The 24,496-nt window shown below is 74.6% G+C and carries 17 protein-coding genes; 12 read left to right on the top strand and 5 right to left on the bottom strand.

Annotated elements, in window-relative coordinates; all coding sequences use genetic code 11:
- Positions 1 to 67: 67 nt before the first annotated feature.
- Positions 68 to 1,708, bottom strand: coding sequence for a cellulose binding domain-containing protein (locus OG335_RS09520; protein WP_405010609.1), 1,641 nt, complete (start codon positions 1,706 to 1,708; stop codon positions 68 to 70).
- Positions 1,709 to 2,497: 789 nt separating this feature from the next.
- Between OG335_RS09520 and OG335_RS09515 the strand changes: the two genes are divergently transcribed.
- A complete protein-coding gene (locus OG335_RS09515) occupies positions 2,498 to 4,741 on the top strand; it encodes a glycoside hydrolase family 6 protein (RefSeq protein ID WP_405015344.1) in 2,244 nt (747 codons plus the stop codon).
- Positions 4,742 to 4,888: 147 nt separating this feature from the next.
- On the opposite strand, the gene OG335_RS09510 is transcribed toward OG335_RS09515, so the two are convergent.
- Entirely contained in the window at positions 4,889 to 6,646 is a 1,758-nt protein-coding gene (locus tag OG335_RS09510) for a glycoside hydrolase family 15 protein (protein WP_405010608.1), read from the bottom strand.
- A gap of 161 nt (positions 6,647 to 6,807) precedes the next feature.
- Here OG335_RS09510 and OG335_RS09505 point away from each other — a divergent pair, with 161 nt between their 5' ends.
- The 11 genes from OG335_RS09505 (at position 6,808) to OG335_RS09455 (ending at position 21,098) form a co-directional block, all read left to right on the top strand.
- A complete protein-coding gene (locus OG335_RS09505; RefSeq protein WP_405010607.1) occupies positions 6,808 to 7,614 on the top strand; it encodes an SAM-dependent methyltransferase in 807 nt (268 codons plus the stop codon).
- Positions 7,611 to 9,737, top strand: a complete 2,127-nt coding sequence (locus tag OG335_RS09500; protein WP_405010606.1) for a putative bifunctional diguanylate cyclase/phosphodiesterase — start codon at positions 7,611 to 7,613, stop codon at positions 9,735 to 9,737. Before OG335_RS09505 ends, OG335_RS09500 begins: the two co-directional genes overlap by 4 nt.
- A gap of 297 nt (positions 9,738 to 10,034) precedes the next feature.
- Positions 10,035 to 10,943 carry a glycosyltransferase family 2 protein gene (locus OG335_RS09495; RefSeq protein WP_405010605.1) on the top strand — a complete coding sequence of 303 codons (909 nt, stop codon included), beginning with the start codon at positions 10,035 to 10,037 and terminating at the stop codon, positions 10,941 to 10,943.
- The gene (locus OG335_RS09490; RefSeq protein WP_405010604.1) at positions 10,943 to 12,265 is read left to right on the top strand and encodes a glycosyltransferase; all 1,323 of its coding nucleotides are present in this window, start codon (positions 10,943 to 10,945) and stop codon (positions 12,263 to 12,265) included. The genes OG335_RS09495 and OG335_RS09490 overlap by 1 nt, the downstream gene beginning before the upstream one ends.
- The gene (locus tag OG335_RS09485; RefSeq protein ID WP_405010603.1) at positions 12,265 to 13,515 is read left to right on the top strand and encodes a glycosyltransferase family 2 protein; all 1,251 of its coding nucleotides are present in this window, start codon (positions 12,265 to 12,267) and stop codon (positions 13,513 to 13,515) included. The genes OG335_RS09490 and OG335_RS09485 overlap by 1 nt, the downstream gene beginning before the upstream one ends.
- Positions 13,512 to 14,888, top strand: coding sequence for a lipopolysaccharide biosynthesis protein (locus tag OG335_RS09480; protein WP_405010602.1), 1,377 nt, complete (start codon positions 13,512 to 13,514; stop codon positions 14,886 to 14,888). The genes OG335_RS09485 and OG335_RS09480 overlap by 4 nt, the downstream gene beginning before the upstream one ends.
- Entirely contained in the window at positions 14,885 to 15,874 is a 990-nt protein-coding gene (locus OG335_RS09475) for a glycosyltransferase family 2 protein (RefSeq protein ID WP_405010601.1), read from the top strand. Before OG335_RS09480 ends, OG335_RS09475 begins: the two co-directional genes overlap by 4 nt.
- A complete protein-coding gene (locus OG335_RS09470) occupies positions 15,871 to 16,686 on the top strand; it encodes a polysaccharide deacetylase family protein (RefSeq protein WP_405010600.1) in 816 nt (271 codons plus the stop codon). Before OG335_RS09475 ends, OG335_RS09470 begins: the two co-directional genes overlap by 4 nt.
- A gap of 9 nt (positions 16,687 to 16,695) precedes the next feature.
- Positions 16,696 to 18,534: a glycosyltransferase gene (locus OG335_RS09465; protein ID WP_405010599.1), complete on the top strand. Its 1,839-nt coding sequence runs from the start codon at positions 16,696 to 16,698 to the stop codon at positions 18,532 to 18,534.
- The gene (locus OG335_RS09460; protein ID WP_405010598.1) at positions 18,531 to 19,835 is read left to right on the top strand and encodes a family 16 glycosylhydrolase; all 1,305 of its coding nucleotides are present in this window, start codon (positions 18,531 to 18,533) and stop codon (positions 19,833 to 19,835) included. The genes OG335_RS09465 and OG335_RS09460 overlap by 4 nt, the downstream gene beginning before the upstream one ends.
- 39 nt (positions 19,836 to 19,874) lie before the next feature.
- Entirely contained in the window at positions 19,875 to 21,098 is a 1,224-nt protein-coding gene (locus tag OG335_RS09455) for an ATP-grasp domain-containing protein (protein ID WP_405010597.1), read from the top strand.
- 6 nt (positions 21,099 to 21,104) lie between these two features.
- On the opposite strand, the gene OG335_RS09450 is transcribed toward OG335_RS09455, so the two are convergent.
- The 3 genes from OG335_RS09450 to OG335_RS09440 form a co-directional block, all read right to left on the bottom strand.
- The gene (locus OG335_RS09450; protein ID WP_405010596.1) at positions 21,105 to 22,325 is read right to left on the bottom strand and encodes an FAD-dependent oxidoreductase; all 1,221 of its coding nucleotides are present in this window, start codon (positions 22,323 to 22,325) and stop codon (positions 21,105 to 21,107) included.
- Positions 22,326 to 22,407: 82 nt separating this feature from the next.
- The gene (locus tag OG335_RS09445; RefSeq protein WP_405010595.1) at positions 22,408 to 23,085 is read right to left on the bottom strand and encodes an FxLYD domain-containing protein; all 678 of its coding nucleotides are present in this window, start codon (positions 23,083 to 23,085) and stop codon (positions 22,408 to 22,410) included.
- A gap of 161 nt (positions 23,086 to 23,246) precedes the next feature.
- On the bottom strand, positions 23,247 to 24,368 hold the full coding sequence (locus tag OG335_RS09440; RefSeq protein ID WP_405010594.1) for a chemotaxis protein: 1,122 nt from the start codon (positions 24,366 to 24,368) through the stop codon (positions 23,247 to 23,249).
- Positions 24,369 to 24,496 lie beyond the last annotated feature (128 nt).

The raw sequence follows: 24,496 nt of genomic DNA, 5'->3' as shown, positions 1-24,496 counted from the left end.
GACCCCCGCCGTCCACGGTAGGGGTCTGCCCGGGGGAGCGGCCGGGTCATGCGGGCGGGCCGGCGGTTCAGCCGATCGTGCAGGCGGTGCCGTTGAGGGTGAAGGCGGCCGGAACGCCGTTGGTGCCGGGCGTGGAGCCGGCGTTGAGCCCGAAGGTGACCGATCCGCCGGCCGGGACGGCGGCCGTCCAGGCCTCGTTGGTCACGGTCAGCAGCCTGCCGCTCTGGGTGCCCCTGGCGTTCCAGATCGAGTTGAGGGTCTGCGGGCCGGGGAAGGAGAAGACCAGCGTCCAGCCGTTGACGGCGGTCGTGCCGTTGTTGCGGATCGTGACGTCGGCGTTGAAGCTGCTGCCCCAGTCGGAGAGCCGGTAGGCCACGGTGCAGCCGGAGGCGGTGGGGGAGGGGCTGCTGCTCGGGCTCGGGCTCGCGCTGGCGCTCGGGCTGCTGCTCGGGCTGCTGCTCGGGCTCGGGCTGGCCGAGGTGCTCGCCGAGGGCGAGGGGCTCGGCGTCGCGGTGCCGCTCCTTGCCGCCATCCGCTCGGCGTGCGCGCGGAAGACCGCGAGTTCGGGCGCTCCGGCCATCACGCCGTAGGTGGGGTCGACCTGCCGGTCGGTGTACCACCAGAACGCGCTGCCGTCGCCGCCGGCCGCCTCGAAGTCCGCGAAGATCGCCTGCCACCAGGCGCTGCGGTCGACGTTCTTCACGTTGAACTCGCCCATGAAGAAGGGCTTGCCGACCACGTCGTGCGAGTCGTGGATCCAGGCGCGGATCAGCGCGGTGGTCCGGGCGAGCGACAGGCCCGCCCACTCCTCGGTGGTGTAGGGGTGCGCGGAGGTGAAGTCGATGTACGGCGAGTTGTGGATCGCGACGAACGGGTTGCCCTCGTCGCCGCCGAAGCCGTACGCGCTCTGGTGGCCCTCCAGGCCGGTGCCCAGCAGGTGGTTCGGGTCGATGCCCTTGACGAAGGCGCCCATCTCGTCGACCCAGGCGCGCAGCGTGGTGCCGCTGACGTTCTCGGCGGCGCTCTGGTCCTGGTAGCGGGGCTCGTTCATGAGCTCCCAGGCGAAGATCGTCGGGTCGTCCTTGTAGGCCACGCCGCTGTAGTGGTTGGTGCGGGTGAGGGCGTGCGCGACGTAGTTCTTGTAGGAGTCGAAGCAGCCGGGGCAGCGGGCCCTGTCGAAGAAGGCCGCGCGGCCGGGGTGGCCGCCGGGCAGGCCCTCCCAGGCGAGGCGGGTGTCGATGCCGCCGTACGCCTCCCAGTAGTTCTCGAAGACCGGGACGAGCCGCACGCCGTGGGCCTTCGCCGACTCGACGATGTAGTCGAACTCGGCGAACTCCTGCTCGTTGTAGACGCCCTCGGAGGGCTCGAAGCCGTGCCACGCCTCGTGGCTGAACATCCACAGCCGGACCACGCCGACCCGGTCGGCGGCGAACCGGGTGAACTGCGCGTCGATCCGGGCCTTGTCCATGTACTGCGTCTCGGTGTCGTTCGAACCGCTGCCGTAGGTGAACAGGTCGTAGGTGTTGGTGCCGGCGACGTAGTACGGCTTGCCGTCCAGGCAGAAGTGGATGCCGCAGCGCTGCACGAAGCCGCTCGGTGCCACGGCGGAGGCGCTGCCGCGGGCGACGAGCGCCACGGCGGCGACGGCCAGGGCGAGCAGCAGGGTCAGCGGCCGTGACCACCGGCGCCGGGCGTGCGGGGACGTCATCGGGTCTCCTCGGGGGTGCGCCGGGGCCGGCGCGTGCAGGAGCCGCCGGCCTGCCCGGGGCGGAGGCGCCGGCGGGGGCCGGGTCGGCCGTGCGGGGGTGACGGCTCGCGGGGGCTGCGTCGGCCCGCGCGATCCGGTGGCGGGCTGCAGGCGTGCTGAACTCCCGCCGGGGCTCGGCGGGTTGTGCCGGGCGGGCACGGCCCGGGTGGGTGGGGCCGGTGCCGGGCGGCCTCGGCGGAGGCGGCCCGGGCGCTGACGATGCAAGCACCGGCCCCGCGGTCCGTCAATGTTCCTGACGGGATCCGCGTGGCCGTTCCCGGCCATGGGCGCGTGTCCCTTCAGGTGTTCGCGTGGGGACTGCCGGGGGTACGAGCCGCCGGACGGCGCTCTCCCATGGGAAATCCCGCATGTCACAAGGGAGTTGGTGTGTGTTCCGGGGGAGCGGCCGGGACCGCCCCCAGGGCGCGGGGCCTGCGGCGATAGGGGTCTTGCGATCACACCTGAAAGGGGAGCGCTCCCACGGCCCGTTGCCGGTTCAGGAGTTGAAGTCTGCCGGAGTTCTTGACGGCGGTCCGCCTTCATGGCTTGATATGCCCAGAGCTCAGGGCGTGCCCCGATGCGCGGGGTGCTTTCGCCCGCCGCTCCGACGAATCGTCAAGTGCCCCCGTCAGGACCGTGCTTTGGCGACCGTCGTCCCACTGATCATGGGAGCGCTCCCACAGGTTCCCGCCCCACTGCACCCCCCGGGTCCCTCCCCCACCCGAAAGGATCCCGTCAGTGCCTTCCCCCATGATGAAGCGCGTGCGGACGGCTGCCGCCGCCGCAGCGTTGACGCTCGTCGGCGTCGTGCCGCTCGCCGCGGTCGCCACCCCCGCCCAGGCCGCCGAGGCCCGTGTCGACAACCCCTACGTCGGCTCCAAGGCCTATGTGAACCCGGACTGGTCGGCCCTGGCCGCGGCCGAGCCCGGTGGCTCCGCCATCTCCAACCAGCCGACCTTCGTGTGGATGGACCGGATCGCCGCGATCACCGGCTCCTCCTCCGCCAAGGGTCTGCGGGCGCACCTCGACACGGCGCTGGCGCAGGGCGCCAACCTCGTGCAGATCGTCATCTACGACCTGCCGGGCCGTGACTGTGCCGCCCTCGCGTCCAACGGTGAGCTCGGCGCCACCGAGCTGGGCCGTTACAAGACCGAGTACATCGACCCGATCGCCGCGATCATGGCGGACTCGAAGTACGCGAACCTGCGCATCGTCAACATCATCGAGCCCGACTCGCTGCCGAACATCGTCACCAACGCCGGTGGCACCGCGGGCTCCACGGACGCCTGCGCCACGATGAAGGCGAACGGCAACTACGAGGCCGGTGTCGGTTACGCGCTGCACACCCTCGGTGCGCTGTCGAACGTCTACAACTACATCGACGCCGCGCACCACGGCTGGCTGGGCTGGGACTCCAACATGCCGCCCGCCGTCACCGAGTTCAAGAAGGCCGCCACCACCAGCGGCGCCACGGTCAACGACGTGGCCGGCTTCATCGTCAACACCGCCAACTACAGCGCGCTGACGGAGCCGAACTTCAAGGTCACCGACTCGGTCAACGGCACCACCGTGCGCCAGTCCAAGTGGGTCGACTGGAACTACTACGTCGACGAGCTGAGCTTCGCCCAGGCGCTGCGCACCTCGCTGGTGGCCTCCGGCTTCAACAGCAACATCGGCATGCTGATCGACACCGCCCGCAACGGCTGGGGCGGCACCGCCCGTCCGACCGCCCCGGGTGCGCTGACCTCCGTCGACACCTACGTCAACGGCGGCCGGGTCGACCGTCGCATCCACGCCGGCAACTGGTGCAACCAGAGCGGTGCCGGTATCGGCGAGCGTCCGACCACCGCCCCCGCCACCGGCATCGACGCGTACGTGTGGGCGAAGCCCCCGGGCGAGTCGGACGGTTCGAGCACGGCCATTGCCAACGACCAGGGCAAGGGCTTCGACCGGATGTGCGACCCGACCTACACGGGTAACGGTCGCAACGGCAACAGCCTGACCGGCGCGCTCCCGAACTCGCCGCTGGCCGGTGCCTGGTTCTCCGCGCAGTTCCAGGAGCTCCTGAAGAACGCCTACCCGGCGCTCACCACCACCCCGCCGCCGGTCGACACCACCGCGCCGTCCGCGCCCACCGCGCTGACCTCGCCGGCCAAGACCTCCACCAGCGTCTCGCTGTCCTGGACGGCCTCGACCGACAACGTCGGCGTCGCCAGCTACGACATCTACCGCGGCGCCACCCTGGTCGGTTCGACCAACGGCACCACCACCACGTACACCGACTCGGGCCTGACCGCCTCCACCGCCTACAGCTACACCGTGAAGGCGAAGGACGCGGCCGGCAACGTCTCGGCGGCCTCCTCGGCGCTGTCCGTCACCACCTCGGCCGGCGGCACCAACGACACCACCGCGCCCACCGCGCCCACCGCGCTGACCTCGCCGGCCAAGACCTCCACCAGCGTCTCGCTGTCCTGGACGGCCTCGACCGACAACGTCGGCGTCACCGGCTACAACGTGTACCGCGGCGCCACCCTGGTCGGTTCGACCACCACCGCCACCACGTACACCGACTCGGGCCTGACCGCCTCCACCGCCTACAGCTACACGGTCCGGGCGAAGGACGCGGCGGGCAACCTCTCGGCGGCCTCCTCGGCGCTGTCCGTCACCACCTCCGGCACCAGCACCGGCTCCGGCTGCACCGCGGTGTACACCGTCTCCAGCGACTGGGGCGCCGGCTTCAACGCCAACGTCACCGTCACCAACAACGGCACCAGCGCGATCAACGGCTGGAAGGTCACCTGGACCTACAGCGGTGGTCAGACGATCACCAACCTGTGGAACGGCACCGCGACCCAGTCCGGTCAGGCCGTGACCGTCACCAACGCCGGCTACAACGGCGCCCTGGGCGCCGGCGCCAACACCAGCTTCGGCTTCGGTGCGAGCAACTCGGGCAGCGGCAACGCCGTCCCGACGCTCACCTGCACCACCAGCTGATCCGCTTCGCGATCTGATCGCGAAACCCGGGCGGCCGATCCCACGGCGGTGGGATCGGCCGCCCTTCGCGCTGCCCGCGTACGGGCGTGCCGTGCAGGCGGGCAGGCGTGCGGTGCAGGCAGGCGGGCAGGCGGGCGGGTGGCCGGGTCAGGCGGCGGCCAGCTCGAAGGCCGAGTTGACGAGCGCCACATGGCTGAACGCCTGCGGCATGTTGCCCAGTTGGCGTCCCTCCAGCGGGTCCCACTCCTCGGCGAGCAGGCCGACGTCGTTGCGCAGCGAGACGAGCCGGACGAACAGCTCCCGCGCCTCCTCCCGGCGGCCGATCGCCACCAGGGCGTCGACCAGCCAGAACGAGCAGGCCAGGAATGCGCCTTCGGAGCCCCGCAGGCCGTCGGCGTCGGCGTAGCGCCGGATCAGGCCGCCGTGGTCGAGCCCGGCGCGGACGGCCTCGACGGTGCGCACCACCCGCGGGTCGTCGGGCGGCAGGAAGCCGCTCTTGACGACGAACAGCGTGGCCGCGTCCAGCTGGTGTCCGCCGTAGTGCTGCACGAACACGCCGCGGCGCCGGTCGTAGCCGTGCGCGCAGACGTCGGCGTGGACGGCGTCGCGCATCTCCCGCCAGCGTTCCACCGGCGCCGGGAGGCCGGTGAGTTCGGCCATCTTCAGGGCCCGGTCGGCCGCGACCCAGGCCATCACCTTGGAGTGCACGAAGTGCCGGCGTCCGCCGCGCACCTCCCACAGGCCCTCGTCGGGTTCGGTCCAGTGCTTCTCCAGGAACGTCATCAGCATCCGCAGCAGGCTCCAGACCTGACGCTCCATCGGTATTCCGGCGCGGAGCGCGAGGTGCATGGTGTCCACCACCTCGCCGTAGACGTCGAGCTGGAGCTGCCGGACGGCGGCGTTGCCGAACCGCACAGGTGTCGAACCCCCGTACCCGGGGAGCCAGTCGGCCTCGGTCTCGGGCAGCCCGCGCTCGCCCGCCACGCCGTAGACGGCCTGCAGGTCGCCGGGGTCGCCGGCGATGGCGCGCAGCAGCCACTTGCGCCAGGCGGCGGCCTCCTCGCGGAAGCCTCCGCGGAGGAGGGCGGAGAGGGTGAGGCTGGAGTCGCGGAGCCAGCAGAACCGGTAGTCCCAGTTGCGCTCGCCGCCCATCGCCTCGGGCAGCGAGGCGGTGGGGGCGGCGACGATGCCGCCGGTCGGCTCGTACGCCAGGGCCTTGAGGGTGAGCAGCGAGCGCAGCACGGCCTGGTGCCAGTCGCCCTCGTAGCGGCAGACGTCGGCCCAGCGCTGCCAGCCCTCCAGGGTGTCCGCGAGGGCGCGCGCGGGGTCGTTGCGCGGGGTGGAGTGCAGGTGGGAGGGCTGCCAGGTGAGGACGAACGGCACCTGCTCGCCCGCCCGCACGGTGAAGTCGGAGGCGGTGGAGCCGTCCTGGCCGTAGGTGTGCACGCCTGGGGGCACCCGGAGCCAGGCGGAGTCGGGGCCGGCGACGGCGACGCGGTGGTGCTCGGTGCGGCGCACCCAGGGCTCGACGCGCCCGTAGTTGAAGCGCAGCCGGAGTTCGCCGCGCATCGGCACGCTGCCGGTGAGGCCCTCGACGATGCGGACGAGTTGGGGTACGCGGTCGCGCTGCGGCATGAAGTCGAGTGTGCGGACGGTGCCGACGGGGGTGGCCCAGACGGATTCGAGGACGAGACTGTCGGCGAGGTAGCGGCGCCGGGTGCAGTCGCCGGCGCCGACCGGGGCGAGGCGCCAGGCGCCGTGGCCGCGGTCGCCGAGGAGTCCGGCGAAGCAGCTGGGGGAGTCGAAGCGGGGCAGGCAGAGCCAGTCGACCGAGCCGTCCCGGCCCACCAGGGCAGCGGTCTGCAGGTCACCGACGAGGGCGTAGTCCTCGATGCGTCCAGCCATCACCCCATTGTCCGCCGAGAGTGTCAGGTGCCGCGCGGCGTAACGGCGTCCGGGCCCGGATGGCTACCGGTTCTGCCCGTTCCGGTTGCACTGAAGATCGGAACGTAGGAAAATCATGAGGCGTTATTGTCATTTTCTCCTGAGCCGGAAGGGGTGCGGCCATGCGGCAACCGGACTGGGTGCCCGCCGGAACGGACCTCGAAAAGCCCAACGCGGCTCGGATGTACGACTTCTACCTCGGCGGCTCGCACAACTTCGAGGCCGACCGGCGGACGGCCCGGCATGCGGTCGAGCTGTGGCCCGAACTCCCGCAGATCATGCGGGCCAACCGCGCGTTCCTGCGCCGCGCCGTGCAGTACCTCGCCGAGACCGGCGTCCGGAGATTCCTCGACATCGGCTCGGGCATCCCCACCTTCGCCCCCGTCCACGAGGCCGCCCGGGCCGTCCGGCCCGACGCGCAGGTCGTCTACGTGGACAACGACCCCGTGGCGGTGGCGCACAGCAGGCTGCTCCTGCGGGACGACCCGCTCAGCGTCGTCGTCGAGGCCGACCTGCGCTCCCCAGACGACCTGCTCGCCCGGCCCGAGGTGGCCGCCCTGCTCGGCGGGGGCGAGCCCGTGGCCGTGCTGCTCGTGGCGGTCCTCCACTTCGTGCCGGACGGCGACGGCCCGTACAAGGCCGTCGCCGCGGTCCGCGACGCGCTGCCGCCCGGCAGCGCGCTGGTGCTCTCGCACGCCTCCCTGGAGGGCCGCCCCGACCAGGCCGACGCCCACCAGGACATCTACCGGCGCACCCCCACCCCGCTCACCATGCGCAGCCGTGCCGACATCGAGGCCTTCTTCGAGGGCCTCGACCTGGTCGACCCCGGCGTGGTGTACCTCCCGGAGTGGCGGCCGGAGGCCCCCGGGACGGTCGGCCCGCACCCCGAGCGGATGACGGGCATGGCCGGCGTCGGACGCCTCCCGTGAGTGACGGGCTGCCGGCCCCCTCCGGCAGCACCGGCCGCCTGCGCGAGGACTGGGCCCGGCTGCTCGCCGACGGGCACGGCGGCGCCGTGCACCCGCGGGTGCTGGACACCCTCGTCGACCGCACCACCGAACTGCTGGAGCGGGCCCGGACGAGCCGCCCCTTCGACCCGGCCGCCGCCCAGCAGGCCGGAGCCCTGCTGGTCGACGCGCACTTCACCGACCCCGAGGTGCTGGCCAGGGCGGTCGAGGTGCTGCACCGGGAGCCGCCCCCCGACGGGTCCGGCGCGATGCTCGCCGGGGCCTTCGCGGCCGGCTGGGCGGCCGCGCTCCGCGAGCGCACCCTGCGGGAGCAGGAGGCGATCCGGCTGGCCGCCGACACCGCGCGCCACGAGATCGAACGGGCGCTGCGCGAGTCCGAGGCACGGTTCCGGGCGCTGTTCGAGAGCGCGGCCATCGGCATCGGCATCGGCGACGTCGAGGGCAACATCCTGGCCGTCAACAAGGCGATCGGCGAGATCTTCGGGATCGGCGCCGAGGACATGGCGGGCCGCCGGGTCGGCGACCTCGTCCACCCCGAGGACACGCCCGGCGTCTGGGAGGCGTACGGCGACCTCATCAGCGGCAAGCGCGAGTACTTCCAGGTCGACAAGCCGTACTACCGGCACGACGGCGAGGTGGTCTGGACGCACCTGACCGTCTCGCTGATCCGCGACGCGGACAACGTGCCGAAGTACCAGGTCGCCATGCTGGAGGACATCACCGACCGCTACCGCCTGCAGGAACGGCTGCGCCACCAGGCCACCCACGACCCGCTGACCGGCCTGCCCAACCGGGCCGCCTTCTTCGACCGGCTGGAGCGGCTCTTCGAGGAGCCGGAGCCGGGCGCGCGCTTCGGCCTGTGCTACGTCGACCTCGACGGGTTCAAGGTCGTCAACGACAGCCTCGGGCACGACATGGGCGACCAGTTGCTGACCGCCGTCGCCGCCCGGCTGGAGGCCGCGCTGACCCCGCTGGGCCACCTGGTGGCCCGCCTCGGCGGCGACGAGTTCGTCGTGCTGCTGGAGAACTGCCGCGGCGAGCAGGAGGCCGTGGCGGCCGCCAAGGCCGTGCTCGCCGCGCTCGCCAAGCCGGTGGTCGTCGGCGACCACCGGCTCGCCGTGGGGGCCAGCGTGGGGGTGCTGGAGCGCCGGGTCGCCACGACCACCCCGGGTGCGGCGGTGCGCGCCGCCGACCTGACGCTCTACCGGGCGAAGGAGGCCGGCCGCGGCCGGTGGACCCTCTTCGACCCGAAGGAGAACGCCCGCGCCGTCAGCCGGTACGCGGTCTCCGTGCGCATGCCGTCCGCGCTGGACCGCGGGGAGTTCTTCATCGACTACCAGCCGCTGGTCAACCTCGCCGACGGCTCGCTCGCCGCCGTCGAGGCGCTGGTGCGCTGGCGGCATCCACAGCTCGGCGTGCTCGGCCCGGAGGAGTTCGTCGGCACCGCCGAGGAGACCGGCCTGATCATGCCGCTCGGCCGCTGGGTGCTGGAGCAGGCGTGCAGTCAGGCCGCGGACTGGGTGCGGCGGTTCGGCGACCGGGCGCCGCAGCTGAACGTCAACCTGGCGGTCCGTCAGGCCCGCAACGCCGGGCTGGTCGCCGACCTCGACCGCATCCTGCGCAGCACCGGCCTGGAGCCGGCCAAGCTCCAGCTGGAGATCACCGAGTCGACCGTGGTCGGCCCCGAGGACGAGGCGCTCAAGGCCCTGCACGGCCTCGTCGACCTGGGGGTCTCGCTGGCCGTGGACGACTTCGGCACCGGCTGGTCCAACCTCGCCTACCTGCGGGACCTGCCGGTCTCCGGCCTCAAGATCGCCGGCTCCTTCGTCGGCGACCTGCACGACCCGGCGAAGGACACCCACCTCGGCTGGCGCATCGTCAGCGGCCTGGTGTCGCTCGCCCACACCCTGGGCCTCACCGTCACCGCGGAGGGCGTGGAGAACCGCGCCGACGCCGAGCGGCTGCGCCTGATGGGCTGTGACTGGGCCCAGGGCTGGCACTTCGGCCGCCCGGTGCGCCCGGGGGAGATCGCCCGGCGGATCGCCGAGGCCAACCTGCCGGAAGCGCTCGACGTCACGGAGTGACGGCACTCCGTGCCACTGTCAGAAAAGCTGATAAAACCGGACAGAACCCCTTGACTCCGCGTGACCTGCATGCGGATGATGGGGCCAACCGGTACCGCTTCTACGGCGGGATCGCCAGGTACCGGCCGTCACCGTCGGCGCTCAGCGCGCCCGAGACGACCGACGCATTGCAGGGCCAGGGCCAGGGGGGCTCTTCGAGGCCGCTGGGGGATTTCAGGCCCGCGTCGCTGTCCGCTCTCCTCCCCACGCCAACGGGCACCCCTGTGCCCGGCCGCCTCGCAGAGAGGCCTGCTCGCGATGAGCACCATGCTGCCCTCCGAACCGGAACTCCCGCACCCGAGCGGCAACGGCCGGCCGACGCGCCGGGCCGCCGACCGGGTCACGTCCCCGCAACCCATGCGCCGGGCCACCGACAAGGCCGCCCCCGCGCAGGCGGGACGCCGGGCCACCGACCGGGACACCCGCCCGCTGCCCATGCGCCGCGCCGGCGACCGGCCCGTCCGCCGCACCGTCAGCCTGGTCGTGCCCGCCTACAACGAGGCCCGCAACATCCCGTGGGTGTTCGAACAGATCCCGCGCTGCGTGGACGAGGTCCTCCTCGTCGACGGCTCGTCGAGCGACGCCACGCTCGCCATGGCCCGGCACTGCCTGCCCACCGTGCGCAGCGTCCAGCAGACCGGCCCCGGCAAGGGCAACGCCCTGCGCACCGGCTTCGCCGCCGCCACCGGCGAGTACATCGTGATGCTGGACGCCGACGGCTCGATGTGGCCCGGCGAGATTCCCCACTACCTCCACTTCCTCGACAACGGCTACGACTTCGTCAAGGGCTCGCGCTGCATCGCCGGCGGCGGATCGCTCGACTTCACGAGGATCCGCTCGCTCGGCAACCGCGCCCTGCTGGCCGTCGTCAACCGGCTGTACCACGCGGCCCTCACGGACCTGTGCTACGGCTACTGCGCGTTCCGCCGCAGCTTCCTGGACGAACTCCAGCTGCGGTCGTCCGGCTTCGAGATCGAGGCCGAGATGGTCGCGCACGCACTCCGCTCGGGCCTGCGCATCGCCGAGGTCCCGAGCCTCGAACTTCCCCGCCGCAGCGGTCGCTCGAACCTCCACGCCGTCTCCGACGGCAGGCGGGTCTTGCGGACCCTCATCGCCGAGCGCCCCGGCGCCCGGTCCGCGGCGCCCCTTGCCGTGGGGGAGCGATGATGAATGGCCACGACCGGCGCACCCCGGCAGCCTGCCCGCGCCCTGTCGCCCGTACGACGCCCTACACCCCCGTCCGGGTGGTCGAGCTGGACCTGGACGCCCCGGAGCGGCTGTGCGCGCCCGGCGGACTCGGCCCGGTCGACCCGGACGGACGCGTGTTGGCGTTGGTGCGACAGCACGGACACCCGCTCGGGTTGGTATCGGCCACCGGCACTGCAGGCGATCCCGCCACGCTGCGCCGGGCGCTGGTCGCAGCCGCCCATCGGGAACTGCACGTTCCCGCCCCGTCCACCGCGACACCCGGGCCGCTGCCCGGTCGGGCCGGCGGCGCCCGGGTGCCCGCGGACGGACCCACCGCGACGATCATCGTCTGCACCCGGGACCGCGGCCCGATGCTCCGCGAGTGCCTCGACTCCGTCCTCGGCACGGCCTACCCGCACACGGAGGTGATCGTGGTCGACAACGCCCCCTCGGACGACGTCACCCGCGAACTCGTCCGCACCTGCTACGCCGACCGCGTCCGCTACGTCCACGAGCCCGTCGCCGGGCTCGCCCGGGCCCGCAACACCGGCCTGGCCGCGGCCCGCGGCGAGATCTGCGCCTTCACCGACGACGACGCCCTGGTCGACCCCGGCTGGGTCACCGCCATGGTGGCGGCCTTCGGGGCGGACGACCGCATCGGCTGCGTCACCGGCCTCGTGCTCCCCGCCGAACTCGACACCCCCGCCCAGGAGGCCTTCGAGTCGTACGGCGGCTACGCCAAGGGCTTCGCCCCGCACGACTGGACCTGGCACGACGGCGACGGTGCCGACGACCCGCTGCTGCCGTTCGCCGTCGGCCGCTTCGGCACCGGCGCCAACATGGCGCTGCGCACCGCGGTCATCCGCGGCCTCGGCGGCTTCGACGAGGCCACCGGCGCGGGCACGCCCACCCGCGGCGGCGAGGACCTCCTCGCGTTCTTCCGCGTCATGGAGGCCGGGTACACGGTCGCCTACCGGCCCGACGCCGTCGCGTGGCACCGCCACCGCCGCACCGACGCCGACCTGCGCAACCAGATCTACGGCTTCGGCGTCGGCTTCGGCGCCTACCTGACCGCCGCCGTCGTGCACCGGCCGCGCCTGATCGTGCCGCTCGCCCGGCGGGTGCCGCGCGGCCTGCGCCAGTGGCACGGCGCGCGGCGCACCCGGGCCGGCACCGCCGGCCGCGCGGGCGAGGGCCTGCACCTCGGCCGCAAGGAGTTCCAGGGCCTGCTCTACGGCCCGATCAGCTACCTGGTCAGCGTCCGCCGCCGGCACACGCACCGGGTCGAGGGGATGGCGTGATGTTCACCGTGGACTGCCGGCCGGCCGGGACCGCCCAGGTCGTCGAACTCGACCTGGACCACCCCGACGTCCTCCACACACCCGGTCACGAACGGCGCACCGCCCCCGACGGGCGCGTCCTCGCCCTCGTCCGCCAGCACGGGCACCCGCTCGGCCTGGTCGAGGCCACCGGCGCCGCCGGCGACCCCGTGGGCCTGCGCCGGGCGCTCGTCGAGGCCGCCTACCAGAGGCTCTGCGTGCCCGGCCTGGCCGACGCCCGGCCCCGGCCGTACGGGCACCGGCCCACCGCCAGCGTGGTGATCGCCACCCGCAACCGGCCCGGGCCGCTGGAGCGCTGCCTGAAGTCGCTGTTCCGCCAGGAGCACCGCCCCGCCGAGGTCATCGTCGTCGACAACGCACCGTCCGACGACGCCACCGAACGGCTGGTCCGCGACACCTACCCCGGCCGGGTCCGCTACCTCCGCGAACCGGTCGCCGGGCTCGCCCGCGCCCGCAACGCCGGGCTGGCCGCCGCCCGCGGCGAGATCTGCGCCTTCGCCGACGACGACCTCGTCCTCGACCCCGGCTGGCTCGGCGCCCTCGCCGACGCCTTCGCCGCCGACCGGCGCGTCGGCTGCGTCACCGGGCCCGTGCTGCCCGTCGAGCTCGCCACCGACGCGCAGGCCGCCGTCGAGCAGTACGGCGGCGGCTACGCCAAGGGCTTCACCGCCCGCCACTGGTCGCTGGCGGACGGGTCCGACGACCCGCTGCTGCCGTTCAAGGTGTGCACCTTCGGCACGGGTGCCAACATGGCCTTCCACACCCGGAGCCTCCGTCGCCTCGGCGGCTTCGACGAGGCGACCGGTGCCGGCACGCCCACCCGCGGGGGTGAGGACATGATGGCCTTCTTCCGCGTCCTGGTCGGCGGCCACACCGTGGCGTACCAGCCGGACGCGATCGTGTGGCACCGCCACCACCGCACCATGGAGGCCCTCACCACGCAGGTCTTCAACTACGGCGTCGGCTTCGGCGCCTTCCTCGCGGCAGCCGTCCGCACCGAGCCGCGGCTGCTCGCCGTGCTGCTGCGCGGCCTGCCGCGGGCCTCCCGGCAGTGGTGGGCCGGCCGGGTCCGCGACCAGGCGGCGCTCACCGCCCCCGGCACCCCGCGCCACCTCAACCGCCGTGAACTCGCGGGCCTGCTCTACGGGCCGTTCACCTACGCGGTCAGCGTCCGGCGGCAGGACCGGTCCGCGGAGGGCGGTCACCGATGACCGGGCCCGTGCTCCGCCAGGCCGAGTCGGTGCGGCCGTGCTCCTGCCCGGTCCCGCTGCCCTGCGAGTGCTCGTACACCTCGCTGGTGCGGGCCCGGACACGGGCCGCGGTACGCCGCGCCAAGCACGCCGAGCCGCTGCTGCGCAACGCGCACCTGCTCGCCGCGAGCTCGATCCTGGCGGCCGGGCTCGGCGCCGTCTACTGGATGTTCGCCACCCGCTGGTACGACGCCGAGGCGGTCGGCCGCAGCTACGCCGCACTGTCGGCGGTGGCGCTGCTCGCCGCCGTCGGCCAGCTCGACCTGGGCGCCGTGCTCGTGCGGTTCGTCCCGGCGGCCGGCCGGCACACCCGGCGGCTCGTGCTGCGCTGCTACGCGGCCAGCACCGCCTGCAGCGTGCTCGCCGCGGCCGGGTTCCTGCTGCTCGTCCCGTGGCTCGCGCCCGAACTCCGCTTCCTGCGCGAACCCCTCCTGGCGTGCGCCTTCGGCGTGGCCACGGCGGGCTACGCGCTGTTCGTGCTGCAGGACGCCGCGCTGACCGGGCTGCGGCGGGCCGGCTGGGTGCTCGGCGAGAACGTCGTCTTCGCACTCGTCAAGGCCGGGGCGCTCGCCCTGTGCGCGGCGTTCGCCGTCGGCACCGGGATCCTCGTCTCCTGGGCCGCCGCGCTGCTCGTCGCGATCTCCGTCACCACCGTCGTGATCTTCCGCTGGGCGGTGCCCGCCCACGAGCGCCTCGACCGCCACGGCGCCGAGATGCCCACCCGGATCGTCCGCTTCGCCGCCGCCGACTACGTGGCCACCCTCGCCAGCCTGGCGCCGTTCACCGTCGTCTCGCTGATGATCCTCGACCGGCTCGGCCCCGAACTCAACGCCTACTACTCGCTGACCTGGATGGTCTCGTACCCCTGCTACCTGGCCGCGACCAGCATGGCCAACTCGCTCATCGTCGAGGCCGTCCACGCGCCCGAACGGCTGGCCGAGCACGCCCGCAGGCTGATGCGGCACATCCTCCTGCTGATGGTCGGGCCGGTGCTGCTCGTCACCGTCGCCGCCCCCTGGATCCTGCGGATCTTCGGCCCCGGCTACGCCGAGCACGGCACCACCGTGCTCCGGCTCATGCTGATCACGGCCCTGCCCAACGTCGTCCTCACCATCGCGGTCGCCGCCGCCAAGGCCTGCCGGGCCCTGCGCTGGATGATCGGACTGGAGATCACGTTCGCGGCGCTCTCGATCACCCTCGCCGCCCTGCTGCTGCCCAGACTCGGCCTCACCGGGATCGGCGTGGCCTGGCTGCTGGCGGTGTGCGCCCTCGCCCTGCCGCTGCTGCTGGCGATGCCCCGCTGGCTGCCCGTCCGCCCCCGGAGGCCGGCATGACCGTCGAACCCGCCGCGCCCAGCCTCACCGCGGTGATCTGCGCCTACACCACCGACCGGTGGGACGACCTCGGCGCCGCCGTCGCCTCCGTCCGGGCCCAGCGCACCCCGCCCGACGAGGTGCTCCTCGTCGTCGACCACTGCCCCGAACTGCTGCGCCGCGCCGCCTCCCTCCCGGGCCTGCGGGTGCTGGAGAACCGCCACCGCCGCGGCCTGTCCGGTGCCCGCAACACCGCACTGGCCGCCGCGCACGGAGACGTCGTCGCCTTCCTCGACGACGACGCGGTCGCCGCACCCGACTGGACCGCCCGCCTGCTCGCCGGCTACGCCGACCCGTCCGTGCTCGGCGTCGGCGGCCACGTCCGGCCCTGGTGGGAGACCGGCCGCCCCGGCTGGTTCCCGCCCGAGTTCGACTGGGTCGTCGGCTGCTCCTACACCGGCCTGCCGGACCGGCCCGCCGAGGTGCGGAACTTCATCGGCGCCAACATGTCCTTCCGCCGCGCGCCCGTGCTCGCCGCCGGCGGCTTCGACGACGGCCTCGGACGGGTCGGCGAGCGCCCGCTCGGCTGCGAGGAGACGGAACTGTGCATCCGCCTCACCGCCCGCACCCCGGGCGCGGTGCTGCGGCACGAACCGGCCGCCGCCGTCCGCCACCACGTGCCCGGCAAGCGCACCACCTGGTCGTACTTCGTCGCCCGGTGCTACGCCGAGGGCCGCTCCAAGGCCGGCGTCGCCCGCCGCAGCGGCACCGGACCCGCCCTCGCCAGCGAGCGCCGCTACCTGCGCCGCACGATGCCCGCCGCCGTCGTGCGCGCGGTGCTGCACGGCCGTCCGCGCACCGCGGGCGCGCTCTGCGCCGGCGTCGCCACCACGCTCGCCGGGTACACCGCCGGACGGCTCCGCCGCGGCCCGGTGCCGTCCGGTGCCCGCCGCCCCGGCTCCCCCGCCCCCGCGCCGGAGGGCACGACGACCGGGAGCAGACCATGAGAGCCGTGCCCGTCTTCCTCTGGCACTCGGTGGCGGACGACCCGCCGCCGTGGATCGCCCCCTTCACGGTCACCCCGGCGGTCTTCCGCGAGCAGATCGACCGCATCCTCGACAGCGGCCTCCAGGTGGTGCCCCTCAGGCGGCTCGTCGCCGCCATCCGGGGCGGCGCCGCACTGCCGCCCCGGGCCGCCGTGCTGACCTTCGACGACGGCTTCGAGGACTTCTACTGGACGGTCGCCCCCGTGCTCGCCGACCGCGGACTGCCCGCCACGCTGTACGTCACCGTCGGCGCCCTGCACCCGCCCGGCGGCGAGCCGACCGGCAGCCTGCTGCCGAGGTCCGGGCGGATGCTGAACTGGCGCCAGCTCACCACCCTCGACCTCCTCGGCATCGAGATCGGCGGCCACTCGCAGACCCACGCCCAGCTGGACACCCTCTGCGGCCAGCGCTGCACCGAGGAGATCGCCGGCTGCAAGCAGCGGCTGGAGGACGCGCTCGGCCACGAGGTCGTCTCCTTCTCCTACCCGCACGGCTACTCCAGCCCGGCGGTGCGCCACAGGATCGCCGAGGCGGGCTGGACGTCGGCGGCGGCCGTGCAGGACAGGTTCAGCTCGGCCGCCGACCACCCGCTGCGGATCAGCAGGCTGATGATCCGCAGCGACACGCCGACCGAGCGCTTCGGCGCCTGGACGGCCGGCCGCGGCGCCCGGATCGCACCGCTGCCCGAACGGCCGTACGACAAGGCCTACCGGGCCTACCGGCGCCTGCGCGCGGCGGCCGGCAGCCCGGTCGGCGGACCGCCACAGGACTGAGGGCCCCCGATGTCAGCTCACCAGACCAGCAGCCCGGCGGCGGAGGCCGGCGACCCGCCCCCCGTACCCGAGGCCACCCGGCCCGTCCGCGCGCGGCGGCTCCCCCCGCTCCGCCGCGGACTCCTGGTGCCGGCCGCGCTGCCGATCGCCGTGGGTCTGTGGATCGCCTCGCTGCCGCGGGTGAACGTCGACGCGATGGGCGACCTCGGCCTCCTCCAGGTGCTGCCGGTGACCTACTTCGCAGCCCTGGGCCTGCTCGCCGTCGGCTTCCTCGCCGTGCTGCGCGAGCCGCGGGTGCGCCAGCCGTGGGCGGCCGGGTACGTCCTCGCCCTGATCACGGTGATCCACGCGACGCCCAGCGCGCTCTACCCGGCGCTGCGCTACGCGTGGGCGTGGAAGCACGTCGCCGTGGTCGACGCGATGCTGCGCCACGACGGCGCCGTGCCGCACTCCGGCACCCTCGACATCTACAACCAGTGGCCGGGGTTCTTCCAGCTCAACGCCGCCGTGCTGCGGGTCACCGGCCTGCACTCGGTGCTCGGATTCGCCTCCTGGTACCCGCTGCTGGCGAACCTCCTGCTGGTGGGCCCGCTGCTGCTGCTGTACCGCTCGGTCACCACCGACCGCCGGCTCGTGTGGGGCGGGGTGTGGCTGTACTTCTCGGTCTCCTGGGTCGGGCAGGACTACTTCTCGCCGCAGGCCTTCGCCCACCTGCTGTACGTGACGGTGCTCGCGCTGGTGCTGCGGCGCCTCGCCGACCGGCGCCGCGCGGCGGCCGCGGGAACCCCCTCCGCCCGCCGCCCGGGGGCGTTCGTCCTGGTGGTGGTGCTGATCGCGGCGATCGTCTGCTCGCACCAGCTCACCCCGCTGATGCTGATCACCACGCTCCTGCTGCTCGCGATCCCGCGGCGCAACCGGCGGGTGGTGCTGCCCGTCCTCGGGGTCGCGGTGGGCCTGACCTTCCTCTGGGACTCCACCGTCGCCCGGCCGTACGTCTCGACGCACCTGAGCGACCTGATCGGCGCCCTGGCCACGCCCGACCGCAACGCCACCTCCGGCCTGGCCGGTCTCGGCAGCGCGGCGCCGGGCCAGGTGTTCGCCTCCTGGGTGGACCGGTCGCTGACCGCCACGGTGTTCCTGCTGGCGCTGGTCGCGGTCGTCCGCCACCGGTGGGTGCGGCGCACCGGGCTGCCGCTGATGCTCCTCGCCCCGCTCGTGATGCTGCCGAGCAACAACTACGGCGGCGAGATGATCTTCCGGGTCTACCTGTTCGCCCTCCCGGCCGCCGCCTTCCTCGTGGCCACCCTGCTGGTGCCGCCCTGGCCGCACCGCCGGTGGCGGGCCTACGCCTCCGGCCTGGTCGCGGCCGTACTCCTCGGCGGCCTGCTCTTCGGCTACTACGCCAAGGAGAACATGAACCGCTTCACGGCCGAGGAGGCCGCCGCCACCCGCTTCGTGACGAGCGTGGCGCCACCGGGATCACGCATCGTCTCCGTGACCTCCTCCCTCCCCGGCGGCGAGCTCGGCTACGACACGCACGAGCGGCTCGTCCTGGCCCAGGACCCGCTGGACCAGCGCCGCCTCCTGCTCACCGACCCGCTCGCCGTGCTGCAGTCGACCATGGACGACCCCCGGATCACCGGCCCGACCTACGTCATCCTGACCCGGGCCCAGGAGGCCGAGTCCCGACTGACCGGCGTCTTCCCGGTCGGCACCGTCGGGAGCGTGCGGGCCGCCCTGGACACCTCCACACTCTTCCAGCGGCTGTACGACGGCCCCGACGCGGCGGTCTACCGCTACATCGGGCCGGGCGCCCGGCCGTCCCCGCCCGGGAGCGTGCAGCCATGAGAGTCCCGCCCGGTGCCGCCGCCCGCCTCCTGCCCGTCGTCGCCGGCTGGACGGCCGCCCTCGCGACCGCCACCCGCTGGCCCGGCGACCCGCTGCGCACCGCGGTCGCCGGCACCTTCCTGCTCGCCGGGCTCGGCACCGCCGTCCTGCAGGCCGCCCGGCCGCTCGGCGACCGTCCCGGCCCGGCCGACCGGATGCTGACGGCGGCCCTCGTGCCCGTGGCGGGCGCCGCGGTCGTCGCCCTCGCCGCCGTGGCGCTGTTCTCGACCCACACGTTCACCGCGGTCCGCCTGGCGACCGGGCTGGCGCTGCTCACCACGCTGCTCGCCCTGCTGCCGCGCCCGCGGCCCCCGCGCCCGGACCCCGCCCGCCCGGACCCCCCGGGCGACGGGCCCGCCGCCGCGCCCCGGCGCCCGCCGCGGCCGGGCCGCACCGCCCTGCGCGTCGCCACCGCGGCCGGCCTGTGCCTGCTGCTCACCACGGCCTGCAGCGGCATCCCGGACGGCCCGGGGGCGAGCCCGGGCGCGCAGGCGGTGAGCGGCGGGCGGACGGAACCCGCCCGCGAGCGGCCGGCCGCCCCCGGCCCCTGGCACCTCGTCTTCCACGACGACTTCACCGGACCGGCCCTGAACACCGCCGACTGGGCGACCTGCTACGACTGGAACGACCGCGGATGCACCAACGCCGGCAACGGCGAGGAGCAGTGGTACCTGCCGGGCGGGGTGGCGGTGGCCGACGGCGCCCTGGCGCTGACCGCCCGGCGGCAGGACACCCGCGGCAGCGACGGCCGCACCTACCCGTGGACCTCCGGCATGGTCACCACCGGCCGCGACCACTGGGACGGCGCCCCGCGGCACACCTTCACCTACGGCTACTTCGCCGCCGCGATCCGCGCCCCTGCGGACTCCCTCGGCATGTTCCCGGCGTTCTGGCTGATCCCCGCGGAGGCCCGCGGCACCCCGCCCGAACTCGACGTCGCGGAGTTCCCCAACACCAACCTCCAGGTCGACATGAACCTCCACTGGCGCACCGCCGACGGCCGCGACGCGCACGTCGGCCACCGCTACGGCCCGGCGGACTTCGCCTCCGAATACCACGTCTTCGCCCTGGACTGGGAGCCGGACGCCGTCACCTGGTACGTCGACGGCGTCGAGCGGTTCCGGATCACCGAGAGCGCCCGCATCCCGTCGGTGGCGATGGAGATCGTCGTCAACCTCGCGGTCGGCTACCTGGCCTCGCCGCCCGCGTCGCTCGACACCGCCACGCTGAAGGTCGACTGGGTCGGTGTCTGGCAGCATTGAGCCCCACCGGCAGTACCGACCCGAGAGGTACGTGCAGCGATGGTCACGAACCGGCCGGATCTCGACCGCGGTGTTCCCGCCCTGCTGGTGAAGGTCGGCCGGTACCCGCAGTCGCACAGCGCGGTCGGCGCCGTCCGCTCGCTCGGCCGGGCAGGTGTCCCGGTCCACGCCATGGTGGAGGACCGGCTGACGCCCACGGCGGTCTCCCGCCACCTGACCGGCGCCGTCGTGTCCCGGACCACCGGCTGCGAGCCGGAGGAGCGGCTGCTGGCGGCCGTCCGCGGCGCCGCCCGCGCGGTCGGCCGCCGCTGCGTCCCCGTCGTCACCGACGACGAGGCGGCCGTCCTGCTGGCCGAGCACGCCGACGAGCTCCGCGACCACCTGCTGCTGCCGCCGGTGCCCGCGGCGCTCCCGCGCCGGCTGGCCGACAAGGGGGAGCTGCCCGCGCTGTGCGCCGCGGCGGGCGTCCCCACCCTGCGGGCCGCCGCACCGGCCGGACGCGAGCAGCTGCTGGAGACGGCCCGGCGCCTCGGCTACCCGCTGGTGCTCAAGAACCTCGCGCCGTTCTCCCGGCTCAGCCGTCCGGCGGTGGGCCACAGCACCGTCGTCCGCGACGAGCGGGCGCTGCTCGCCGCCTGCCCGGACGCCACCGCGGGTTCCGTGCTCGCCCAGGAGTACCTGCCGGACGAGCACGCCGAGGACTGGTTCACCCACCTGTGCTGCGGCCCCGGCGGGGAGCCGCTCGTCCTGTTCACCGGGCTGAAGCTCCGGGCCTGGCCGCCCGGCGGCGGGGTGACCACCCGGGCCCGGGCGCTGCCCAACCCGGCGCTGGCGGCCCTCGCCGAGCGGTTCTGCCGCTCCGTCGGCTACTGCGGCATCGCCGACCTCGACTGGCGGCTCGACCGGCGCACCGGCGGCTACCACCTGCTCGACTTCAACCCCCGGACGGGGGCGCAGTTCCGGCTCTTCGAGACCGCGGGCGGCGTGGACGTCGTCCGCGCCCTGCACCTGTCGCTCACCGGCCGCCCGGTGCCGCCCGGCCCGCAGCGCGCCCGTTCCTTCGCCGTCGGCCAGCTGGACGCGATGGCGGCGGTCAGCGGCCTCCGGCACGAGCGCCGGATGCCCCGCGACATCCGGCCCCGGCGGGGCACCGAGCGGGCCTGGCTCAGCCTCGACGACCCCGCCCCGGCGGTGGCCGAGGCCGCCCGCTTCGCCGCCACCGAGGCCCTGCGCCTCGCCCGGTCGGTGCGGCGCCGCGGGTAGCGGCCGCTACCCGGCGGCGGCGACGGCCGCGCCGACCCGGCGGCCGGCGAACGCGGTGCCGCACACGAACCGCATCACCGGGCCGAACGTGTCGGCCGCGGTGAGACCGGTGAAGTACAGGCCCGGCACGGACGACTCGAAGCCGGGCGTCAGCCGCGGCGCGCCGCCGGGCGCCCGCCGGACGGCCCGGCGCAGCCCGGCGTCGAGCAGGTCCAGCCGGTCGACGTCCACCCGGTAGCCGGTGGCGGCGAGCACGTGGTCGACGACCAGCTCGTCCCGGTCCGGCCCGTGCAGCCGGAGCCGCACCCCGTCCGGCCGCACCTCGGCGTCCTCCACGGTGTGCCCGGTCAGCACCCGGAACCGGCCGTCGACCCGCTCCCGCAGCCACCACGCACCGGCCGGCCCGAGCACCGTGCGCACCCGGAGCTCGCGGGCGCCGTCGGAGAGGTGCCGGAACGCCCACGGGATGCCCGCGTACGCCCGCAGCGGCCAGCCCGGTCCGAGCACGGAGCCGGGTTCGGCGAGCCGCGAGGTCAGCGGCCGGTCGTCGACGAGGTCGGTGACCGGCGGGGTGCCGAACGCCAGCTGCGGCCTGCGGGCCACGACGGTCGGGGACGCCCCGGCCTCGTGCAGCAGGGCCGCGCTCTCCAGCGCGGACTGCCCGGCCCCGACGACGGCGACCCGGCGGCCGGCGAACACGCCCAGGTCGGCGTGGTGCGAGGTGTGCGAGGCCAGTCCGGCGTCCACCGCCGCGGCCAGCACGGACGGCACCCGGGCGTACGGGCGCAGGCCCGCCGCCACCACCACCGCGCCGGTGGTCAGCTCCTCGCCGGTGCCGAGCTCCAGCCGGAACCCGCGCGGGCCGGACGTCACGGAGACGACCTCGGTGCGCTCGACGTCGGGCACCCGGTTCCGCTGGAACCACTCGCCGTACGCGACGAACTCGTCCACCGGGATCGCGTACCGGTCGCCGACCGGCGGCTGCCCCCGGCTGATCCGGAAGTCGGCCAGCGTCCAGGCGCCCGACGGGTCGGAGATGTTCGAGGCACGGGGGGTGGACTTCAGGTACATCCCGCGCGGCATCGCGGACCGCCAGCCGTCCATCGGCTCGCCGAACACCCGCACGTCGACCCCCCGGCCCCTCAGATGGGCGGCGGCCGCCAGGCCGTACGGCCCGGCCCCCACCACCACGGCACCGGGCGACACCCGGTCGGACGGCACTGTCATGGGAAAACCTCCGGTGCTCGACGCCCTCCTCTCCAGCATGCGACCGGCCGCCGGGGGCGGCACGCCCGCCCGGTGCCGGCGGTCAGTGGCGCTGCGCCCGGACGACCTTGGCGTTCGCCGCGTCGGCCTTGGTGTCGCCGTGCGCCAGCACCGTCCGGGTCTGCCCGGCGCCGAGGCCGGTGGTGCCGACGACGACCGTCTCGACGGTCGCGCCGGAGCCGTCCAGGAAGTCCACCTGCACCGCGTAGGCGGCCGTCTCGGAGGTGGAGTTGGTGATGGTGAGCGTCGCCGCCGGGAAGCCGTCGGTGGCGGTGGTGGGGATGCCCGTGAGGGTGACGTCGCCGAGGGCGTTGCCGGTGCCGGCGACCCCGGTCAGGGCGGCGCTCGCGCTCGCCCGGGCCTTCGACACCTGGGCCGAGACGGACGCCTCGAACGCCGCCGCCCGGGACTCCAGCGTCGAGGCCGCCGCCGAGGCGGACGCGGCGCGGGCCGAGGCGACCTCGGAGATGAGGGCGGCGGCGTTCGACGCCGCGTCGGAGGCTTCGGCACCGGTCAGCTCGGACGCCTCCGCAGCCGCCGAGGCGGCGTGCCGGGAGGCCTCGGCCGCGGCCGACGCGACGGCCGGGCTGATGCCGCCCACGGTCTTCTCCGAACTGCTGCACGCGGCGGCGCCCGCGGTCAGCGCGGCGGCCGCGGCCAGGATCGCGCCGGCCCGGGCGGTGGGCCCGGTGAGGGCGCGCAGGCGGGGGTGCTGGGTCATGGCGGGCTCCCGAGGGGCGTTCGGCCGGAGGATGCACAACGTCTCAAGCCTGCGAGGGCGCGCCGGGGGCCGCGCGCAGGGCTGCGCCGCCCGGGTGTGCGGCGGCCCCCGGCCCCCGGCCCGCGGGTGCGGACCGGGGGCCGGACGGGCGGTGCCGGCCGTCAGTACCGCAGTACGGCGGCGATCCGCTCGTGCGCGCTGAGCTGCTCGTCCGGCAGGAAGACCACCTCGGCGCCCTTGTCGAGGGCGGTCTCCACCAGTTCGTCGACGATGTCCTCGCGGACGCCGTCCTCCCAGCCGCCGGTGCTCCCGTCGTCGAGCGGGGTGAGGTGGCCGTCGGTCAGCCTGACGGTCCGCTGGAAGTGCTCCTCGACGGCGACCATCTCGGCGCGGCCCTCGCAGACGGCCTCCCAGACCTCGTCCAGGCCCGCGGCGAACGCCCGGCGGCTGCGGGCGGCGTCCAGTGCCGACCCGACCCGGTCCGACTCGTGCCGGGCGAACTCCGCCATGGCCGGGGTGAGCTCCTGCAGCAGCAGGCGGTCGGGGCCGTCCGTGAGGCCGCCCTTGAGCACGGTGGCGACGGCCTTCCCGGCGGCCTGCCCGGTGCCGACCTCCTGCAGCAGCGACACGGCCTGCGCCAGGCCGACGAGGAACAGCGGCCGCGGGTCGGCGGCCAGCACCGTGCCGAGGGCCGTGTCGACGGTGCGCAGGAAGCGGCGGGTGTCCTCGTCGCTGAAGGTGCTCGGCTGGTCGCCGACCCGCTCCTCGCGCTGGACGTCCCAGTCGGGCCCCTCGGCCTCCGCGGGGAAGCCGTCCGCCTCGTGCTCGTGCAGCGTCTGCCCGGTGCCGCCCCACAGCGAGGCGCGGTCGGCGGCCACCGCGAGCACCCAGTACGGGCGGGCCTGCGCCTTGGCGGCGACGAGGTTGCGGGTCAGGAAGGTGTCGCTCAGCACGACCCGCTCGGGCACCTCGCGGGCGAGGTTCCACACCTGGTGGTCGGCGGTGGTGGCGTACAGGACCAGCCCGTCCTGGGTGTGGCGCGGGTCGATCTCGGCGACGGCCCGCTCCAGCTGGCGGTGCAGGTCGATCCGGTCCTGCCGGGAGGCCTCCGGGGAGGAGTCGATCCGGCGCTCGGCCTCGGCCAGCAGGTTGCGCAGTCGCACCGCGTCCTGGGCGTTCTCCGGCTCGCGGCGGTGCGTCGGCATGGTCAGCGAGACCGCGGGGTACGGCCGTGCGGTGCGGAGCTCGCGCAGGGTCTCGGCGGTCAGGGAGTCGGTTTCCATGGGCGCTCTTCCGGTTCGGGTCCGCACCGGGCGCAGTGCCCGGCGGGGCCGCGCGGCGGGGCGGGAGGACGGGAGGCGGCCCACCGCCCGACGCTTCCACGCGCCCCGCGCCGCCGCCCGCCCGCTGC

It is taken from the genome of Kitasatospora sp. NBC_01539 (assembly GCF_045040525.1).
GTDB lineage: Bacteria > Actinomycetota > Actinomycetes > Streptomycetales > Streptomycetaceae > Kitasatospora.
The sequence above is the reverse complement of the archived record's forward strand: the minus strand, read 5'-3'. Positions and strand labels throughout refer to the sequence as shown.

Coding starts and splice junctions, on each gene's coding strand:
- OG335_RS09485 (WP_405010603.1), top strand. CDS start 12,265: ATGTTCACCGTGGACTGCCGGCCGGCCGGGACCGCCCAGGTCGTCGAA.
- OG335_RS09495 (WP_405010605.1), top strand. CDS start 10,035: ATGAGCACCATGCTGCCCTCCGAACCGGAACTCCCGCACCCGAGCGGC.
- OG335_RS09490 (WP_405010604.1), top strand. CDS start 10,943: ATGAATGGCCACGACCGGCGCACCCCGGCAGCCTGCCCGCGCCCTGTC.
- OG335_RS09475 (WP_405010601.1), top strand. CDS start 14,885: ATGACCGTCGAACCCGCCGCGCCCAGCCTCACCGCGGTGATCTGCGCC.
- OG335_RS09520 (WP_405010609.1), bottom strand. CDS start 1,708: ATGACGTCCCCGCACGCCCGGCGCCGGTGGTCACGGCCGCTGACCCTG.
- OG335_RS09450 (WP_405010596.1), bottom strand. CDS start 22,325: ATGACAGTGCCGTCCGACCGGGTGTCGCCCGGTGCCGTGGTGGTGGGG.
- OG335_RS09515 (WP_405015344.1), top strand. CDS start 2,498: ATGATGAAGCGCGTGCGGACGGCTGCCGCCGCCGCAGCGTTGACGCTC.
- OG335_RS09480 (WP_405010602.1), top strand. CDS start 13,512: ATGACCGGGCCCGTGCTCCGCCAGGCCGAGTCGGTGCGGCCGTGCTCC.
- OG335_RS09460 (WP_405010598.1), top strand. CDS start 18,531: ATGAGAGTCCCGCCCGGTGCCGCCGCCCGCCTCCTGCCCGTCGTCGCC.
- OG335_RS09455 (WP_405010597.1), top strand. CDS start 19,875: ATGGTCACGAACCGGCCGGATCTCGACCGCGGTGTTCCCGCCCTGCTG.
- OG335_RS09505 (WP_405010607.1), top strand. CDS start 6,808: ATGCGGCAACCGGACTGGGTGCCCGCCGGAACGGACCTCGAAAAGCCC.
- OG335_RS09510 (WP_405010608.1), bottom strand. CDS start 6,646: ATGGCTGGACGCATCGAGGACTACGCCCTCGTCGGTGACCTGCAGACC.
- OG335_RS09445 (WP_405010595.1), bottom strand. CDS start 23,085: ATGACCCAGCACCCCCGCCTGCGCGCCCTCACCGGGCCCACCGCCCGG.
- OG335_RS09470 (WP_405010600.1), top strand. CDS start 15,871: ATGAGAGCCGTGCCCGTCTTCCTCTGGCACTCGGTGGCGGACGACCCG.
- OG335_RS09440 (WP_405010594.1), bottom strand. CDS start 24,368: ATGGAAACCGACTCCCTGACCGCCGAGACCCTGCGCGAGCTCCGCACC.
- OG335_RS09465 (WP_405010599.1), top strand. CDS start 16,696: ATGTCAGCTCACCAGACCAGCAGCCCGGCGGCGGAGGCCGGCGACCCG.